Below are 18,078 nucleotides of genomic sequence, written 5' to 3'. Positions count from 1 at the left end.
TTCTAGATAAAGAAAAACCAAGTTTTTTTCCTTGGCTTTTCAGGTTTATAATTTTTCACATTCTTCTAACCAGGCGTTGACATTGACATCGCTTGGCATTCTTAGATCTCCTCTTGGACTTAAAGCAACACTACCAACTTTCGGTCCATCAGGAATACAAGAGCGTTTAAATTGCTGTGTAAAGAAACGACGATAGAATAATGTTAGCCATTTTTTGATTGTTTCCTGATCATATTTTTCTTGATATGCCAAACAGGCAATACGATAAAGTTTACGAGGCTCATAATGAAATCTGACATGATGATATAAGAAGAAATCATGAAGTTCATATGGACCTACAATATCTTCTGTCTTTTGTACGATTTCGTTATCTTTGGCAGGTAATAATTCGGGTGAAACAGGTGTATCTAAAATATCTTGTAAAACAGATTCTAGTGGCTGACCTTTATAGAGTGTTGAAACATAGTCAACCAAATACCTAACTAATGTTTTTGGAACTGAGACATTGACTGCATACATACTCATATGATCACCATTATATGTTGACCAACCTAAAGCAACTTCAGATAAATCTCCAGTCCCAATAACAATACCACCTTCTTGATTAGCAATATCCATAAGAACTTGAGTTCTTTCTCTTGCTTGTGAATTTTCATAAGTCACATCATGGACATTTTCATCATGATGAATATCTTTAAAATGTTGTTTAACAGCTGCAGTAATATCAACAGTTAATGAAGTAACTTTTAATTCTTCCATCATTTTTAAGGCATTGTTTTTAGTTCTTGAGGTTGTACCAAAACAAGGCATTGTAACAGCGATGATATCCTGTGATGGATAACCTAATTTCTTGTAAGCCATACTTGCAACAAGGAGAGCAAGTGTTGAATCTAGTCCTCCTGATATACCAATCACAACTTTTTGAATATGAGCAGCTTTTAATCTTTGAATTAATCCATGCATTTGAATATCAAAGACTTCTTTACAGCGCATTGCACGTTGCTCAGTATCACTAGGCACAAATGGATAAGGATTGTAATAACGTTCTAATTCTAAATCCTCTGTATCTATTTCAAAGGGAATGAAATGATAATGATCATTTCGTGTCTCATAAGTAGACATTTCAATACGTTCACTTACTAATTTATCAAGATCGATGTCTGAATAAATGAGCCCAGTTTCATATTGCACGGATTCTTCTAATAAAGTACCATTCTCAGCAATAATATGATGATTACTGAAAACTACATCAGTTGTTGATTCGCCTAATCCCGCATTACAATAAGCATAGCCACAAATTAACCTTGCGCTATGAGAAGAAACCAAGAGACGACGATAGTCTGACTTAGATGTTAGATCATTGCTTGCTGAAGGATTTAAGATTAAGGTAGCTCCATTTAAGCAATGTTTTGTACTAGGTGGTAAAGGAGCCCACAAGTCTTCACAAATCTCTACTGCAATTTTTAAATGTTCATGATGAAAAGATTCAAAAATAATATCAGTACCAAAAGATATATAGTCTCCATTAATCATAATTTCAGTACATTCTTGAGGTGCACTTGCAAAATGACGTCCCTCATAAAATTCATGATATGTAGGAATATAAGTTTTAGGAATAACACCTAAAATTTCTCCTCCACATAGTGCAATTGCACAATTATATAATTTATTCATATGTATGAAAGGTGCACCAATAACCATAAATAAATCTAATTCATATGTTGCATCCAATATATGTTCGAGTTGTTGAGTGACTTCATTAAGAACACGTTTTTGATAAAATAAATCTTCAATTGTATACCCTGTTAAACAAAGTTCAGGAAAAAGCAGAATCTTTATATGTTCTTCGCTTGCCTTGTGTGCATATTTAATAATTTGATCAGCGTTTGCTTTAACATTTCCTAGTTTCATATCAAAACTTGCACAACCCACTCTCACAAATCCGTCTTTCATAATATCTCCTCCAATTGCATTTATTATAGCATATATTATTAGTATAAACAAAAATAATGTTTGTAGTAATAATGTAGATAATATTTATATATTTTGTTGACAAATATAAACCTCTGTGTTACTGTATTAGTGTATTAATACAGTAAGGAGCGATGGATATGGGTGATTTTCAAGCCAATGTTCCTATCTACTTACAGGTTGTCAATAAATTAAAGTTTAAGATTATGAACGGGACTTTGCAACCTGGTGATAAAATAGCCTCTGTAAGAGAACTAGCTTTAGAGTTAGGAGTCAATCCTAATACAGTACAAAGAGCTTTTGCAGAACTAGAAAGAGAAGGCTTTATTCGTACTGAAAGAGCTGTAGGAAGATATGTGGCAGATAATCAGAAGTTGATTGATGATTGTAAGAATCAGTTAGTTAAAGAAGATGTTCATCAATTTGTTGAACGTATGAAAATGTTAGGGATTAGTAAAGCAGATATCATAAGATATCTTGATGAGGAGGAATAAGTATGGCAGAATTAATTGAGATTCATAATTTAAGTAAGTCATATGGTAAAAAAGAAGTTTTGAAAAATGTTGATTTAAATTTATCAGGAGGGAAAATCATTGGTTTACTTGGACCAAATGGAAGTGGAAAAACAACATTAATTAAGATTTTAAATGGTTTATTAAAAGATTACACAGGTCATATTACGATTGATGGTCAACCAATTGGAGTTCACTCAAAAGAATTAATTTCTTATTTGCCTGATGAACCATATTTTGAAAATTGGATGACAACAACAGATGCTTTAAATCTTTTTAATGATATGTATAAAGATTTTGATCTTAATAAAGCTCTATCATTAATGGAAAGAATGGATTTAGAAAAAGGTGTTAAAATTAAAGAACTTTCTAAAGGAATGAAAGAAAAGTTTCAATTAACACTTGTGATGTCTCGTAAAGCAAAAATCTATATTTTAGATGAACCAATAGGTGGAGTAGATCCAGCTGCAAGAGATCTGATTTTGGATGTTATTTTAAGCAATTATGCAGAAGATGCAATTGTGTTATTATCAACACATTTAATCTCTGATATTGAAAAGATTTTTGATGAAGTTATCTTTATTAAAAAAGGGTTGGTTGTATTGCATGAAGATAGTGAAAGTTTAAGAGAAAAAAGACAAGCTTCGATTGATGAAATCTTTAGGGAGGAATTTAAATGTTAAAATTAATGAAATATGAATTTATTCATTCAATGCGTACCTTCTTTATTGCTTTTGTTGTATTTTTAGCAGGATGCATTTTATTACCATTTTTTATGGATGGATTTCTCACAAGTCTTCCAATTGTATCAGTTGTCTTTGGGTTAGGGTTCTCGTTTTTAATTATTGGTATTTTGTTTGCACTATTTATTAGTATATTTGTTAATTATGATCGTTCTATGTTTAAAAGACCTGGCTACTTGACATTAACATTGCCTGTATCTACGACAGAACTTATTTTATCTAAAGTGTTAACAACAATGATTTGGCTTATTATTGCAATGTTTGTTATGGTTCTTGGTTTTTCTATGATGGCTGTTGTTGTATCGGTTAGAGAAAATGCATTTAATCTTAGTAGTTTCTTTGAATTCTTTAGAATGTTTTTTGAAAGTTTTGTAGAATATTTAACACATTATCCAATTGAATTCTTAAATAATGTTATTATGGTTTTTGCAGAATTATTAATTCTTGTTGGAGGAATCTTCTTCTCTTTAACAATTGTGCGTACAAAATGGTTTAGAAAACATCAATTGATATTTGGAGTCATTATTTATTTTGCAATTAACTTCTTTATAGGCTGGCTATCAGGAGTGTTATTTGGAGATTCAACTTCAACTTTTATGTCAGCTGGAACAGATATTGTGACATTAATAACTAGTAATTTATATTATATTTTATTTGGGGTTCTCTTTACAATTGGAACAATTTATATAATTGATCATCATATTGAAATTGAATAAAAAATAAAGGTCATCTCGCGATGACCTTTTAACATTTCTTTTGAATAAAATAATAAAGTGTAAAAAACAGCAAGGCTGCAATACCCATCCCTACTGAAAAACTTGATGAAAAAGCATAAGGAGAAGCAGCTTCTATAAATAAACTTATAACAATGATACCAACAGTTATAAATCCAATCCATTTTGCTTGATTATCCTTTACTAAATAAATAGGTGCAAGAATTAAACAGATTGAAATGATAATAGCAGGAATTAAAGTTAAAAAAGGTATTGAATTAAATAAAAGCATAAGTGTGATAGAAAAATAAAAGATTGCTGGTACGAATCCTAAGGCAAAAATGAATGGTTTTAGAATTTTCATATCATCACCTCCTATTTTTAAAATAAAATTCAACTCCTTGTTCTTTATTTTGAACACCATACTCAAAATCATGGAGTTCTAGAATAGAACGACAAATAGCAAGTCCTAAACCACTCCCTTCTTTATCATGAGTTACAAATGTATACCAAATTTGACCAAGTCTATCTTCTAATATCAAGTCTCCATCATTATAAACAGATACTCCATTATCTATATTAATAATAATATTCCCATTTTGATAAGTATGTTTAATAGCATTTGATATAAAATTATGAAGTACTGTTTCAATGAGTTGGCAATCAGCATATATGATTGAATCTTTTTTATGGACAACGACATGTATATTCTTTTTCATAAATAAAATCTCATACTCATCTATAATTTCTGTGACAATGTCCTCTAAATCAAACTTTTGTTTTTTTAATTCTACTTTTCCTGCTTCTAAGCGAGATAAACTTAACATGGATTGAATAAGAGCATTAATTCTTGCTGTTTCTCTATTAATAATATCTAAATACTTTTCTCTTTCTTCATTGTTATCAGTTTCATCAATCAACTCACTATAACCATTAATAATTCCTAATGGCGTTTTCATTTCATGTGTAAACTGATTAATAAAGTCTTTCCTTAATGACTCTAATTCTTTAACTTTATCAATTTCTAAATGTAATTGAACTATATTTTCTTTTAATTGCTTCCTCATGAGATCTATACTATGTGCAAGACTACCAATTTCATCCTTAGATTTTATAACAATAGCATCATCAAATTCTTGATTCGCAATTTTTAAAGCAGCTTGTTCTACTTTTCTAATAGGTTTAGAAATCATATAAGACAATATAAGTGAAATAAATACAGCAATAACAAACGCCATAATATACAACCATATATTTTGATGAAGATACTGTTGAAGAACATAATTATCTAAATTATGAGATACATTAACAATAACACTATGCACACTTGCATCAGATGTATTATTTTTATCCCACCCTAATGCTGAAGCACTTAAAAAGTAATAATTATTCTTAATTTTTTTAATTTCTGTACTATAAATTCCTGTTCCATAGGAAAAATTCATCATTTGTTCTACTTGCGATTTCATTTCATTAACATCTATAATAAACATCTTCTGTGTGACAGGATCTTGTAAAACTCTTTGCCCTTTGATACAAAATTCATTTATATAAGTCTTCTGGTCACTTTGAGAAGCAATTCCAAATGAACTTTTATCCCACTTCAAATAAACAATTTGATTATTTTCTATTCTATAATCTACAGTTATATCTTCATCGCTATTTAAGTGTAGGATCAAATAATCCAATAAACTAAACTTTTGAGATGTAGATAATTGTTCAATTGAAACATATATCCATCCTCCATTTACATTATCTATAATCTGAATATAATTATCCTTATAAGGTGATCCCAATGAATAATCTATGATTTTATGAGGATTATATTGCGAATCTTTAAATGTATGACTTACAATAAAAATACTTGATTGATAAAATTCATAAGTTTTTAGTCTTTCCTTAAATTTTTGAGAATTCACTTTATCTAATATGTCTTGATAACTTAACACGGGGGTGTTTTGCGAAATATCATAAACACGCTTAATGTCGTCCATTTTTTTATTAATATCCTGTGATGTAGATACATTATTTAAATATAACTGTGTTTGTGCATCAATATTTAATTTCATTGAAATTGCTAATATCAATATAAATCCAATCATCATAATAATAAAAATTTTTACACTTATTTTATGTTTCACAATCCTCACCTCCTTTAAATACATATCCAACTTTAAAAACTGTTTGGATATATCCTTGATATTTACCTAGTTTTTTCCTCACTTTTTTAATGTAAGTATCAACTGCTCTCGCATCTCCATAATAATCATAACCCCATAAAGCGTCTAAAATCTGTTCACGAGATAAGAGTTGATAAGCATTCTTAGTTAAATATTCTAATAAAAGATATTCTTTATGTGTTAAAGATAATTCCTCATTCTCTAGCCAAACTTGATGATTCAAATAATCGATATTTAATTTTCCAAAATTCTTTGTTTCACTTTGTGTATTTTGCTGTCTTTTACATATTGCTAAACACTTTGCATAAAGAACTGAAGGTAAAAATGGTTTAGATATGTAATCATCTCCCCCATATTGAAAAGCTTTTAATTGATTTTCTTCTTCACTTAATGCACTCATAAAAACAATAGGACATTGAGAACTTTGTCTAATTTGATAACATACTTCATAGCCATCAATACCAGGCATCATAATATCTAATAAAATAAGATCAGTAGAATTATTTAGCTTTGATAATCCATCAAATCCATCTATTGCTTCAATGATCACTATATCCCTCTTTTTAAAATATGTTTTGATTATAGAACGAATATCAATATCATCTTCTATTAATAAAATAGTATACATCATCCCTACCTCCTATCTTTATTGTATAGTTGACCTGTGTAAAATTTGTGTAAAAGAAAAAGGTTGGAATCCAACCCTTTACTCACCAATCATTTCTAACACGGCCTTATGGAAAACCTCAGTTTTACTTGCAGCATCTTCTGCATTATGACCTTTAATAGAGAAATAGAATTTACATTTTGGTTCTGTTCCACTTGGTCTAGCAGCAATCCAAGAACCATCTTCCAGATAATATTTTAACACATTAGATTTTGGTAAATCAATTGTCACTTCATTTCCATCTTCATAGCGAATACTTGCTTGATAATCTTCACTAGCAACCACTTTGACATTGGCAATTGTAGTTGGAGCTTCTTTTCTTAGATTATCCATAATCTCTTTAATACGAGCAGCTCCTGCAGCTCCTGCTTTAGATAAAGCAATTTGCGTTTCTTTGAATGTTCCATGTTTTTCATAGAGTTCATTTAAGACATCAACTAAATCTTTACCTTGTTTCTTATAATAATTACCAGCTTCAGCAGCAGTTAAAACCGCCTGAACAGCATCTTTATCTCTTACAAAATCTTTGATCACACAACCATAAGACTCTTCATATCCAAAGACAAATTGTTTTTCACCAGTCTTTTCATATTTTCTAATCTTATCCCCAATAAATTTAAATCCAGTTAATGTTTTTTCCACATCAACACCATAACTTCTTGCTACCAATTCACCTAAATCAGAAGTGACAATTGTATTATACATCACTGCATTATCAGGCAACGTTCCTTTTTCTTTCATTTGACTTAAAATATACTCCAAATAAACAGCAGCAGATTGATTACCACTCATTAAAACATACTTGCCATCATGTTTTGCAACAACACCCAATCTATCTCCATCAGGATCACAAATAACTACAACATCCGCTCCAACTTCTTTAGCCTTGATAATAGCCAGTTCATAAGCCATATCGACTTCAGGGTTAGGAGATTTTGTATTTGTATAATCTGGGTCAGGAGCACATTGTGCCAATACAGGCACTACATCGTATCCTAAACGTCCTAAACATTCTCTAACAGGAATATTACTTGTTCCATGTTGTGGTGAGAAAACAATCTTAAACCCACTCTTATCCATACCTGGATTAATCTCAATACCCATAACTTCTTTATAATAAGCTTCATCAACTTCTTCACCAATCCAAGTCATATATGGATAAGCTTCTTCATTACTACAAACTTCTACACCCAATTCATCTTCAACTTCATTAACGTACTTAACAACAATATCTCCCCATTCTGGAATCAATTGACAACCTGTATCATCATAAACCTTATACCCATTATACTCTTTAGGATTATGTGATGCTGTAATCATAATACCTCCTGCGCATTTTAAAAACCTAACTGCATAAGATAATTCTGGTGTTGGTCTTAAACTTTCAAAGATATATGATTTGATTCCAAACGTTGCTAAAACTTTTGCACTTTCAACTGCAAATCGATATGACATGTGTCTATTATCATAACCAATAGCTACGCCTCTCTCCTTACCGTTTTCTAAACCTAAAATATACTTAGCAAATCCAACATTTGCTTTTCTTATTGTGTAAATATTCATACGGTTCGTTCCTGCTCCAAGTATTCCTCTCATCCCAGCAGTTCCAAATTCTAAATCAGTGTAGAAAGCATCTTCTTTTTCTTTTTCATTCATTGCAATTAACTCTGCTTTTAATGATGGATCTAATGTTTCACAATTGAACCATCTTTCATAATTTGTATTGTAATCCATATCTATTCACCTCTTAGTTTAATTATATCAAAGCTTATAATTGAAAGCCATAAAAATAACATGATAAATAAAAACATTTTTCTTAAACCTCCATTTATACATTTCTATCAATATATATTTGTAACTCCATCACTTCGTTCGTGTCTAAGACCTAATTAACAGTTTAAGAACCTTTATTTTCCTCTTCTCATCACATCTGCATATTCCCCATTCACACATTTCCTTAATTCTTCTGGAGCTATTATCACTTGCAACCCACGTTTTCCAGCACTAACTGCAACTTTGTTCATATGGCTCATGTCTTCTTGAAAATATGTTTTAAATGTCCTTTTCATTCCAATAGGCGAACACCCACCACGGATATATCCTGTTACATTGAATAAATCTTTTTGATGGATCATTGATACACTCTTATGCCCACTAACCTTCGCAAGTTTTTTTAAATCAATCTCTTCTAATATCGGAATACAACAAACAAGATACCCATTATGACAACTTAAAACTAAGGTCTTATAAATTTCATCTGCCTGTAAATCAACTTGTGAAACTATATACTGCCCGCTTAGATGTTCATCATCATAATCATATTCTCTTGTTTCATAATCAATATGTTTTTGCTCAAGTATTCTTAATACATTTGTTTTGACTTTCTTCATTATTTACACCTACTTATCTTGCTTTTTACATTACCTTCATTATAATATTGATAAGATAAAAACGAAAGCATTAGGGAGAAAAAATATGTATTCAAAGAGATTTATAAGATTATTGATATCTATGCCTGTTTTTGCATTTGGAGCAACATTAAGTATCCAATCAGGAATTGGTGTTAATGCATGGGATACATTTGCATTAGGTATAACAAATGTATTACCTATTCAATATGGTACCGTTGTATTATTAACTGGTATATTTGTATTGTTCATTGATATTATTCTTAAACAACCCATTGGATTTGGCACATTGTTGGATATTATGATTATTGGTAAAACAACAGATTTATTTTTATCTTTTGAATTTATTCCACAAATAACATCGTTACCGCTTGCAATTATATTACTTATTACTAGTTTATTTATTCAATCTTTTGGTGTCTATTTATATACCAGTGCTGGTTTAAGTGTAGGTCCTCGTGATGCGATGTTAATCGCAATTGCTAAAAAATCAAATCATATGTCTATAGGTACAATTAAAGCCATTATTGAAATAAGTGTTTTTATTATTGGATTTATGCTGGGTGCTCCAGTAGGAATAGGGACTCTTATTTGTGTTTTTGGTATTGGGTTCATTCTACAATTCACATTAAAGATATTCCATTTAGACCTTAGAAAGGTCAAACAAGAAAGTCTATTAGAAACAACAGTGCAAATTTTCTCTAAACAAAAGGTATATGAATAGATGTACTTTTTGTTTAAATTTGTTATAATTTGAAAAAGGATGTGAGGTCATGAATAATAAGGAAAGATTTATTGAAGTTTATAAGAAATATATTCATCGAGAAGGTAGTGATAAATTATTAGAATATTTAATGTCACATAGTTCTGATTTTTTTGATGCACCAGCTAGTGCTAGATATCATGGAAATTACGATGGTGGATTAGTTGAACATAGTTTAAATGTTTATGATTGTCTCAAAGACTATTTAGAAAGAACAAGGGTTAAAACAACTTATGGTTTAAATTATAATGATGAGAGTATTGCTATTGTGGCTTTGTTGCACGATTTGTGCAAGATTAATTGTTATAAAAAAGGAACAAGAAATGTTAAAGAAAATGGTCAATGGAAACAGGTTCCAACATTTGAATACAATGATACTCTACCATATGGACATGGTGAGAAAAGTGTCTATATGATTAGCGGCTATATGCGTTTAACAAGGGAAGAAGCTTTTGCAATTCGCTACCATATGGGCTTTTCAGGTAGTGAAGATGCTCGTAATGTTGGTGCTGCATTTGAGATGTTCCCATTAGCCTTTGCTTTATCAACTGCTGATATGGAAGCCACATATTTTATTGAAGGTAAAAACTAATTTTTCTTATATGTTATAATGGTTCAAACTGTAAAAGGATTGACCATTTTTTATTTTTAACTTTTTACAGAATAAAAAAGAAAAATACAAAAAAAATATGAATATATATAGTAAGAGGCATGATTTTCTTTTCTATATATATTTTCTTTTAGCAATCTTTGTGTTATGATATATCTAGAATATGCCTCTTTCATTTTATTAAGGAGGTATTTATGTATACTGTGACTCATCATAATGTTCTATCAGACACGACACCTGATCCAACTCTTAAGGACTTCTTTAAACGAAAAGATCGTTTTGCTGATCTTATCAACTGTCTTCTCTTTCACGGACAAACTATATTGTACAATGAAAACCTATCTCTCTATGACTCTAATAGTTCTACTGTTTTTCATCATAAAGCTATGAATATCAGTGTCAGCAAAGCCAGAGATATTATAATGAGAGTCAATCATACCGATGCTCCTATATTGATTGGACTTGAAAATCAGCAGACAATTGATTATACCATGCCCTTTCGGATATTAGTTTATGATACGATTACATACAATCAGCAATTTCATATGGTAAACATTACTTCTAGAAAATCATTCTATCCAATACCTGTTGTGACCTGTGTTCTTTACTATGGTGATAAGAAATGGAGACAGCCTTATTCCTTAACAGAAAGAATGGTCATTCCATACATATATAAGTATTTAATAAACGATTGGTATGGACATATCTATGATATTAAGGATATTGATGTCAGTCAGTTAAATCATCCAGATAATATCATGATGATAGAGGCAGTACAAAAGTTCTATCAATGGGATAGGAATTTAGAAAGTCTAAGAGATATGATATTAACAAAGGAAGTCGTAGTTGTTGTAGCAACAGTTATAGGAAACAAGAAATTTGGTATCAAGATACAAAAAGAAGAAAGTGAGGAAATAAATATGTGTGCTGTATTTGATGAATATGTCAAAGAAAGAGAAATGAAGGGAAAAGTTTCACTATTACTTACACTCCTAAAAAGCAAATTTGGAGTCATATCAGATGAATTGATTATGAAATTAGAGAACAGTACAACTGATGAACTTAATCAGGTAACACTTACTATACTGAATGCAAGAACTGAAGAAGATATCATGAATATCTTCAATTAAATAAATAGAATTAAGATCTTATGCTATTCTCATAGGCTGGCATAAGATTTTTTATTTTCAAAATACAATTGTGATAACCGCTTTCTTTATTTTTTCTTAAGAATTTCTTTTCAAAATTAGCCAGTTGAACTTTCAAAAGAATGTGCATAATAACATTGTCAGTAAGGAGTGATGTACAATGCAATATTTAAAGCAAAAGAAAAAAGAATTGAGTTTTATATTCATATGTTTTTTAGTTATGGGTCTCGCATGTTTATTATTATATCAACCACTAATGGATATTCTTAAAGACCCACAAGTTTTACGTACACAGTTACAAAGTTATGGAATTGGTGGACAATTGTTACTTATAGGTATTATGACCTTACAAGTTGTATTTGTTTTTCTACCTGGTGAAATCATTGAAATTATGGCTGGTTTTATCTATGGTCCAATAGTCGGGATGATTATATGTATGATTGGTAGTGCAGTTGGTTCATCAATAATTTATTTATTTGTTAAAAAATGTGGTATACGTTTTATTGATAAACTTATAGGATTAGATAAAGTCAATGAAGTTGAATTTTTAAAAAATAAAGAAAAAAGAAATATATTATGTTTCATTATTTTCTTTATACCTGGTACACCAAAAGATATAATGACTTATTTCATACCGCTCACAGATATGAAATTATCTACATTTTTATTTATTACAACCATAGCAAGAATTCCATCCATTATTACAAGTACAATTGGAGGTCATGCTATTGGTGTAGAAAATTATATATTTTCTATTATAGTCTTTGTAATCACAGCAATAGTTTCATTAATTGGAATTTATATTTATAGAAAAATAACTACAAAGAAAGAGATTGGTTATAATCTTTAGAAATTCTTTCGTTTTAGCCTCTACATTTCTTCTCAGAAATTCAGTATAATAAGGAAGAAAAGTGAGGGATTATGATTATGGAATATAATGTTTTGGTTGTTGAAGATGAAATTGAGATTTGTGATGCAATAGAAATCTATTTAAAAACACAAGGATATCATGTGTATAAAGCAAATAATGGACAAGAGGGATTAAATATTATTTCAAATCAAACAATTCATTTAGCAATTGTTGATATTATGATGCCTATAATGGATGGTATACAAATGACTATGAAAGTTAGGGAAAACTATGACTTCCCTATTATCATGCTTTCAGCCAAATCAGAAGATATAGATAAAATTACTGGCTTAAATATTGGTGCAGACGATTATGTTACAAAACCATTTGTTCCAATGGAATTATTGGCGAGAGTTTCCTCTCAATTGCGACGTTATTCTCGTTATTTAAACGTTATTTTAGATCAGCAGCATGAAAACAGTTATGTTGTTGGTGGCTTAGAACTTAATTTAGATACAAAACAGGTGACTGTTGAAGGAAAAATCATAAAAGTCACTCCTATAGAATTTAAGATCTTACAATTACTCATGGAATATCCTGGTAAGGTTTTTTCAGCTGATAACATTTATGAAAGTGTATGGCAAGAAGATGCTATTAGTACAGATACTGTTATGGTCCATGTTCGTAATCTAAGAGAAAAAATTGAAATTGACCCAAAGAATCCTCGCTACCTTAAAGTTGTTTGGGGCGTAGGATATAAAATTGAAAAATAAGGCAGGAAAACTATGAAAAAGAAAAAATATATTGTTCATGTGATTATGATCTTGATCCTTTTTGCAACAAGTATTGGAACATATATGTGTTATCCAATGATACAAGAAGCAATTAACAAGGATAATCGAGATGCTAATACTATAACCTCTTACGTTGTAGATCTGATATCAGAATATAATTATCCAATTGATTATCAACTTAAAACACAAAAGAATAAAGATTTTAATACTTCAGAGTATTTGCAAATTATTGGTAAAGACAATACTCAAGATGTTATGGATGCTAAAGAGAACTTTCAGTATCAAATCAAGCAAAGCATACGTCAATTAGAGAAGCAAACAGATCTTTATTATCAAGCTGTTGATAATGAATCACAAATTCACTCTGCAAATACTAATGATGATTTAAGTTCAATTATGAGCAACAAAGAACTACAAGAGAAATACCAATGGTATATTCAGATTCAATTTGATAAAGATGGTTCTCTATTTGTTAATTTTACAAAAGATGGGATAGAAATACCTTATGAGAAGAGATTGAATTATCAATCACATTCAGGTAATGAAGAAAATTTTTATTCAGATGATAATGAAATTATTTCAACAATTAAATATAATAATCCTAAAAATTTAACAATAACCTATGCAGTTCCAAAAACACTGCAATCTGGGAGTCAATTATCTTTATATATAAATAATCCTGGTAATACTGATTATTTTAGATTTTCATTACCATATTTATTAACTTGTCTATTTATTGTGATGTGTATGATTTTTATAATACCAATGCATTATCTTAATGAAAATAAATTTCTGCAATTTATTTCTCGTATTAAATTTATTATATTGGCATTTATTTGGTGTACGGTAACATCAACGCTTTACATTATATCTCCTTATTTGGTTATAGCAACTACACAAAATCTTATGGGCGAGTTCTTTTCTCGCTTTGGTATTCAAAATCTCTCTGATATATTAACACCTATTTTCAATATCGGACTTTGGTTTATCTTCTATCTCATGTTTATGATTTTGGCTTATATGATTAAATATCTTTATTGCAAAGGTTTTAAAAGATATTTCATGGAAAATACGTGTACAGGATGGTTGATAAAAAACAGTAAAAAGATTATTGACAAAGTTATAGATTTTGATTTAAGTGATGAAGTGAATAAGTCAGTATTAAAAATTGTTTTATTTAATTTTATTATTATTACTGGTATTAGTATATTCTTTGTTTTTGGAATATTCTTTGCATGTATTTATTCTGTTATCATCTTTGTTATTCTGCAAAAGAAATTTAATCAAATCAAAGAACAATATCAAGTATTATTAAATGCAACACAACAGTTATCTAATGGTAATTTTAATGTGGAAATTAATGAAGATGTTGGAATCTTTAATCCTTTAAAAGATGAGTTTTCACATATTAGAGATGGTTTTGAAAAAGCTGTGCAAGAGGAAGTGAAGTCGCAAAAAACAAAAACTGAACTTATTTCTAACGTTTCACATGATTTAAAAACACCTCTCACATCTATCATTACTTATGTTGATTTATTAAAAAATCCTCATTTAACTGATGATGATCATGAGCATTATTTACAGATTCTTGAGAGAAATTCATTAAGATTAAAGAATCTCATTGAAGACCTATTTGAAGTTAGTAAAGCAAATAGTGGAGATATTAGACTAGATTATGTAGATGTTGATATCGTTGCTTTAATTAAACAGGCACAATTAGAGTGTGAAGATAAATTATCTGAGAAAAATTTAGATTTAAGAACGACTTTTACAGAAGAAAAGATGATTTGTCATCTAGATAGTTCAAAAACATATAGAATATTTGAAAATCTATTTATCAATATTAGTAAATATGCCTTAGAGCATACAAGGGTTTACATTGATGTGATAGAAAATGATGATTCTGTAACAATTATTTTTAAAAACATTTCAGCTGAAGAAATGAGATTTAATGAAAATGAAATAGTTGAAAGATTTGTTCAAGGTGATCAATCGCGTAATACAAGTGGTTCTGGACTTGGTCTTGCTATTGTGAAGAGCTTTACAGAATTACAAGGTGGACGTTTTACTGTTGAGTTAGATGGAGACCTTTTCAAATCAATTATTACTTTTTATAAATAGTAAAACAATAAGCAGGTATCACTGAATGATACCTGCTTATTTCATATGTAACTGTAAAGTTTTTAATGATGATCGAAAAATAGAATCGACAATTTGACATAATCGATAAGTATCTCTTGATAGAATAGCATTAAAATATTCATTATGATGTTCTTTTAAATCATAAGCTGAATAATGAACAACACGACCTACAAATATATTCCATCCCATTGGTTTCTTGAGTTCTTCAAAAATAGTTTTAAGACAAGGATTACAATGGGCAGCAACATAATCATAAAGAGGTTCTAAGGTTAATAATGAATCAGCTTCTGTTTTATCTTTGATACTTACCAAATCTTGATAAGAAGCACTCTCTAAAACCTTCATCATCATTATTGGTAATATTAATGAAATAAGCTCTAATGACTCAGAGAAGACTTTCATATTTTCCTGAAAAGAAGGGCTATTGAACAGTACTGATTTATCATAATGATTATCAACAATAACTATAGACCCAACCCCATTAATTGTCTCAATAACACAATACTCCCTTAAAACATCTAAAGCTTTCCTTACTGTTTTTTCACTAACATCATATTGTTTAGATAGTTTTGCAATCGAAGGTAATGAGATTCCTTTTACATAAGTTTGATGTTGAATAGCACTTAGTATTTTTAATACAACTTGCACATAGAGATAATCCTGATTGCGATAACCTACCCATACAAACTGCTTCTCATTTTGTACATCCATATCTTCACATAATTCATCAATATATTTAAGGGCAATTTTTGCATTTGATTTACACATAATGGCAATTATATGTTTCACCATAAAGTCATTTTGTCTATTTGCAAATTTTAATAAGAACTTTAATGTTCTTTGGATAAGTTTAATATTTCTTTTTAATTCACTATGAGCATCTTCTGTATCAACCAATGGTTGATAAATTGAAGACATAAATGTAATGAATAAGTCATTTAAAAGACTGTTATCTAAGATTGAAAAAGCATATAAATAAATATTATATAGTTCCTGAATCATCTCTTTTTCACTTTTAATGCAATCTATAGAAAATTGATTCACTTTATTTTCAAGTTCAAAAAACTGTTCAGGTGTCATGCGATGCAAACAAACCACACTAATATTAGGTAAAAGATATTCCATTGTTTCAAAAATATCTATTATCATCTGTCTCGAATCTTGGATAGCTTGTTTATACTGCCTTTGATTTTCAAAACTATCTAGTTGAAAACAAACGGTTGCCTGAACTCCTTTTTGCATAATGACATAGCCATCATTTTGTAATTGTATCAAAGCACTACGCACTGTATTACGTCCCACACTATATATTTTGCATAGTTCTAATAATGTAGGTAGTTTATCCTGAAATTGATATTTCCCATTATATATATCACTTAATACCATACGATAAACATACATATACAACATATGTTCCTTTTCCAACCAAATCACCACCTATACCCTTTATAGTATATACTGTTTAGTAAATAAAATAAAGAAAAGTATTCAAAAGGTGAATACTTTTAGTGGAATAATAATGCTATTAAAATAAAGGCAATAACAACTTGAGAACCACCTGTTAAACAGCCATATAACATAGCTTTTGGTCCCTCTTTAATAAGATCTTTAAATTTGACACGCATTCCTATAGCTGCTAATGCAATAATCTCAAATTGGCTGCTTATCATTTTGGCAGTTGTTGAAATAACTGTTGGAATAATACCAGTACTAACAATTAAACTTAAAATAAAGAATCCAATAACAAACCATGGAACTTTTGCTTTTACCTTTGCTGATATACCTTCTTTTTTAGCAAATAGTGATTGATGTTCTTCTAAATTTATTCTTGAATATGATATAGCAACAAAAACAACAAAAATAATACGTACAATTTTAAAGATTGTTGCAAACTCAACAACATCTCCATTAACCATGACTGCTGAAGCAATCACTTGACCAATAGATTGAAGTGTTCCACCAATCATAGCTGATGTCCTTAATGTTTCATGATTATATAACAAAGCTGTTAAAAAGGGGAGAACAACCATAAGAATTGTTCCTGTTACATTAACAATTGTAATAGAAATGCCTTTATCTTTACTATCAGCATCTACAATCGGTGCAACTGTTCCAATAGCAGATGAACCACAAACAGCATTTCCTGCGCACATAAGAAGTGAAAACTTTTTTGAGAAACCTAATTTCTTACCAATAAAATAACATATACAAATTGTTAATGTCATTTGAATAGCAATAAATCCAACACCCTCAAATCCAATTCCCATAATATCAGCTAAATGCAATGTTAATCCAGTTAAGACAATTGAATATTCTAATAATCTACTTTCAGAAAACTTTGTTCCTATATTAAATATATCATTATTTAAAAATGTATTACCTGCTAACATCCCAATTCCAATAGCAAACAGTGCTGCTCCTATACTAGGAAAAAACTGAGCAATTTGTTGTGCCAATAACCCTATAACTAAACATACTAAAAAACCTGGCAATATTTCTTTTAATTTTTTCATTCTATTCCCATCTCCATAAATCCTTCTTTCTTCAGATGCATTCTACCATAATTTAACTATAAAT

At 29.6% G+C, this 18,078-nt stretch carries 17 protein-coding genes; 9 read left to right on the top strand and 8 right to left on the bottom strand.

The window, feature by feature from the left end:
* Positions 1–45: 45 nt before the first annotated feature.
* Positions 46–1,953 (bottom strand): NAD(+) synthase, encoded by a 1,908-nt coding sequence (locus AC5M21_RS05595; protein ID WP_008787169.1) that lies wholly within the window; start codon positions 1,951–1,953, stop codon positions 46–48.
* A 158-nt stretch (positions 1,954–2,111) separates the two neighbouring features.
* Between AC5M21_RS05595 and AC5M21_RS05590 the strand changes: the two genes are divergently transcribed.
* Genes AC5M21_RS05590 through AC5M21_RS05580 form a run of 3 tightly spaced genes read left to right on the top strand, consistent with a single transcriptional unit; the run spans position 2,112 to position 3,942 of the window.
* Positions 2,112–2,465 carry a GntR family transcriptional regulator gene (locus AC5M21_RS05590; RefSeq protein WP_017143955.1) on the top strand — a complete coding sequence of 118 codons (354 nt, stop codon included), beginning with the start codon at positions 2,112–2,114 and terminating at the stop codon, positions 2,463–2,465.
* A 2-nt stretch (positions 2,466–2,467) separates the two neighbouring features.
* The gene (locus AC5M21_RS05585) at positions 2,468–3,166 is read left to right on the top strand and encodes an ABC transporter ATP-binding protein (protein WP_008787167.1); all 699 of its coding nucleotides are present in this window, start codon (positions 2,468–2,470) and stop codon (positions 3,164–3,166) included.
* The gene (locus AC5M21_RS05580) at positions 3,160–3,942 is read left to right on the top strand and encodes a hypothetical protein (protein WP_008787166.1); all 783 of its coding nucleotides are present in this window, start codon (positions 3,160–3,162) and stop codon (positions 3,940–3,942) included. The genes AC5M21_RS05585 and AC5M21_RS05580 overlap by 7 nt, the downstream gene beginning before the upstream one ends.
* 28 nt (positions 3,943–3,970) lie before the next feature.
* Here the strand turns inward: AC5M21_RS05580 and AC5M21_RS05575 are convergent, their stop codons facing one another.
* The 5 genes from AC5M21_RS05575 to ybaK form a co-directional block, all read right to left on the bottom strand.
* On the bottom strand, positions 3,971–4,303 hold the full coding sequence (locus AC5M21_RS05575) for a hypothetical protein (RefSeq protein ID WP_008787165.1): 333 nt from the start codon (positions 4,301–4,303) through the stop codon (positions 3,971–3,973).
* 4 nt (positions 4,304–4,307) lie between these two features.
* Positions 4,308–6,080 (bottom strand): sensor histidine kinase, encoded by a 1,773-nt coding sequence (locus AC5M21_RS05570; protein ID WP_017143956.1) that lies wholly within the window; start codon positions 6,078–6,080, stop codon positions 4,308–4,310.
* Positions 6,070–6,747: a response regulator transcription factor gene (locus AC5M21_RS05565; protein WP_017143957.1), complete on the bottom strand. Its 678-nt coding sequence runs from the start codon at positions 6,745–6,747 to the stop codon at positions 6,070–6,072. The genes AC5M21_RS05570 and AC5M21_RS05565 overlap by 11 nt, the downstream gene beginning before the upstream one ends.
* Positions 6,748–6,825: 78 nt before the next feature.
* Positions 6,826–8,520 (bottom strand): phospho-sugar mutase, encoded by a 1,695-nt coding sequence (locus tag AC5M21_RS05560; protein WP_008787162.1) that lies wholly within the window; start codon positions 8,518–8,520, stop codon positions 6,826–6,828.
* A gap of 173 nt (positions 8,521–8,693) precedes the next feature.
* A complete protein-coding gene (gene ybaK / locus AC5M21_RS05555) occupies positions 8,694–9,176 on the bottom strand; it encodes a Cys-tRNA(Pro) deacylase (protein ID WP_008787161.1) in 483 nt (160 codons plus the stop codon).
* Between the two features lie 85 nt (positions 9,177–9,261).
* Between ybaK and AC5M21_RS05550 the strand changes: the two genes are divergently transcribed.
* From AC5M21_RS05550 to AC5M21_RS05525, 6 genes are all read left to right on the top strand, one after another.
* Complete coding sequence (locus AC5M21_RS05550; protein WP_008787160.1) at positions 9,262–9,918, top strand: YczE/YyaS/YitT family protein; 657 nt, start codon at positions 9,262–9,264, stop codon at positions 9,916–9,918.
* Positions 9,919–9,967: 49 nt separating this feature from the next.
* Positions 9,968–10,549, top strand: coding sequence for an HD domain-containing protein (locus AC5M21_RS05545; protein WP_008787159.1), 582 nt, complete (start codon positions 9,968–9,970; stop codon positions 10,547–10,549).
* Positions 10,550–10,761: 212 nt separating this feature from the next.
* Positions 10,762–11,697 carry an Rpn family recombination-promoting nuclease/putative transposase gene (locus AC5M21_RS05540; protein ID WP_008787158.1) on the top strand — a complete coding sequence of 312 codons (936 nt, stop codon included), beginning with the start codon at positions 10,762–10,764 and terminating at the stop codon, positions 11,695–11,697.
* A 178-nt stretch (positions 11,698–11,875) separates the two neighbouring features.
* Entirely contained in the window at positions 11,876–12,565 is a 690-nt protein-coding gene (locus AC5M21_RS05535; protein ID WP_008787157.1) for a TVP38/TMEM64 family protein, read from the top strand.
* A gap of 77 nt (positions 12,566–12,642) precedes the next feature.
* On the top strand, positions 12,643–13,338 hold the full coding sequence (locus AC5M21_RS05530) for a response regulator transcription factor (protein ID WP_008787156.1): 696 nt from the start codon (positions 12,643–12,645) through the stop codon (positions 13,336–13,338).
* 12 nt (positions 13,339–13,350) lie between these two features.
* Entirely contained in the window at positions 13,351–15,480 is a 2,130-nt protein-coding gene (locus AC5M21_RS05525; RefSeq protein ID WP_008787155.1) for a sensor histidine kinase, read from the top strand.
* Between the two features lie 36 nt (positions 15,481–15,516).
* On the opposite strand, the gene AC5M21_RS05520 is transcribed toward AC5M21_RS05525, so the two are convergent.
* Together AC5M21_RS05520 and AC5M21_RS05515 are read right to left on the bottom strand one after the other, a co-directional pair.
* Positions 15,517–16,935, bottom strand: coding sequence for a winged helix-turn-helix domain-containing protein (locus AC5M21_RS05520; RefSeq protein ID WP_373115780.1), 1,419 nt, complete (start codon positions 16,933–16,935; stop codon positions 15,517–15,519).
* A gap of 71 nt (positions 16,936–17,006) precedes the next feature.
* Positions 17,007–18,014: a YeiH family protein gene (locus AC5M21_RS05515; RefSeq protein ID WP_008787153.1), complete on the bottom strand. Its 1,008-nt coding sequence runs from the start codon at positions 18,012–18,014 to the stop codon at positions 17,007–17,009.
* Positions 18,015–18,078: the final 64 nt, after the last annotated feature.

This window comes from Coprobacillus sp., from assembly GCF_984815275.1.
The sequence above is the reverse complement of the archived record's forward strand: the minus strand, read 5'-3'. Positions and strand labels throughout refer to the sequence as shown.

Coding starts and splice junctions, on each gene's coding strand:
- AC5M21_RS05580 (WP_008787166.1), top strand. CDS start 3,160: ATGTTAAAATTAATGAAATATGAATTTATTCATTCAATGCGTACCTTC.
- ybaK (WP_008787161.1), bottom strand. CDS start 9,176: ATGAAGAAAGTCAAAACAAATGTATTAAGAATACTTGAGCAAAAACAT.
- AC5M21_RS05540 (WP_008787158.1), top strand. CDS start 10,762: ATGTATACTGTGACTCATCATAATGTTCTATCAGACACGACACCTGAT.
- AC5M21_RS05590 (WP_017143955.1), top strand. CDS start 2,112: ATGGGTGATTTTCAAGCCAATGTTCCTATCTACTTACAGGTTGTCAAT.
- AC5M21_RS05585 (WP_008787167.1), top strand. CDS start 2,468: ATGGCAGAATTAATTGAGATTCATAATTTAAGTAAGTCATATGGTAAA.
- AC5M21_RS05565 (WP_017143957.1), bottom strand. CDS start 6,747: ATGTATACTATTTTATTAATAGAAGATGATATTGATATTCGTTCTATA.
- AC5M21_RS05515 (WP_008787153.1), bottom strand. CDS start 18,014: ATGAAAAAATTAAAAGAAATATTGCCAGGTTTTTTAGTATGTTTAGTT.
- AC5M21_RS05595 (WP_008787169.1), bottom strand. CDS start 1,953: ATGAAAGACGGATTTGTGAGAGTGGGTTGTGCAAGTTTTGATATGAAA.
- AC5M21_RS05530 (WP_008787156.1), top strand. CDS start 12,643: ATGGAATATAATGTTTTGGTTGTTGAAGATGAAATTGAGATTTGTGAT.
- AC5M21_RS05560 (WP_008787162.1), bottom strand. CDS start 8,520: ATGGATTACAATACAAATTATGAAAGATGGTTCAATTGTGAAACATTA.
- AC5M21_RS05550 (WP_008787160.1), top strand. CDS start 9,262: ATGTATTCAAAGAGATTTATAAGATTATTGATATCTATGCCTGTTTTT.
- AC5M21_RS05545 (WP_008787159.1), top strand. CDS start 9,968: ATGAATAATAAGGAAAGATTTATTGAAGTTTATAAGAAATATATTCAT.
- AC5M21_RS05525 (WP_008787155.1), top strand. CDS start 13,351: ATGAAAAAGAAAAAATATATTGTTCATGTGATTATGATCTTGATCCTT.
- AC5M21_RS05535 (WP_008787157.1), top strand. CDS start 11,876: ATGCAATATTTAAAGCAAAAGAAAAAAGAATTGAGTTTTATATTCATA.
- AC5M21_RS05575 (WP_008787165.1), bottom strand. CDS start 4,303: ATGAAAATTCTAAAACCATTCATTTTTGCCTTAGGATTCGTACCAGCA.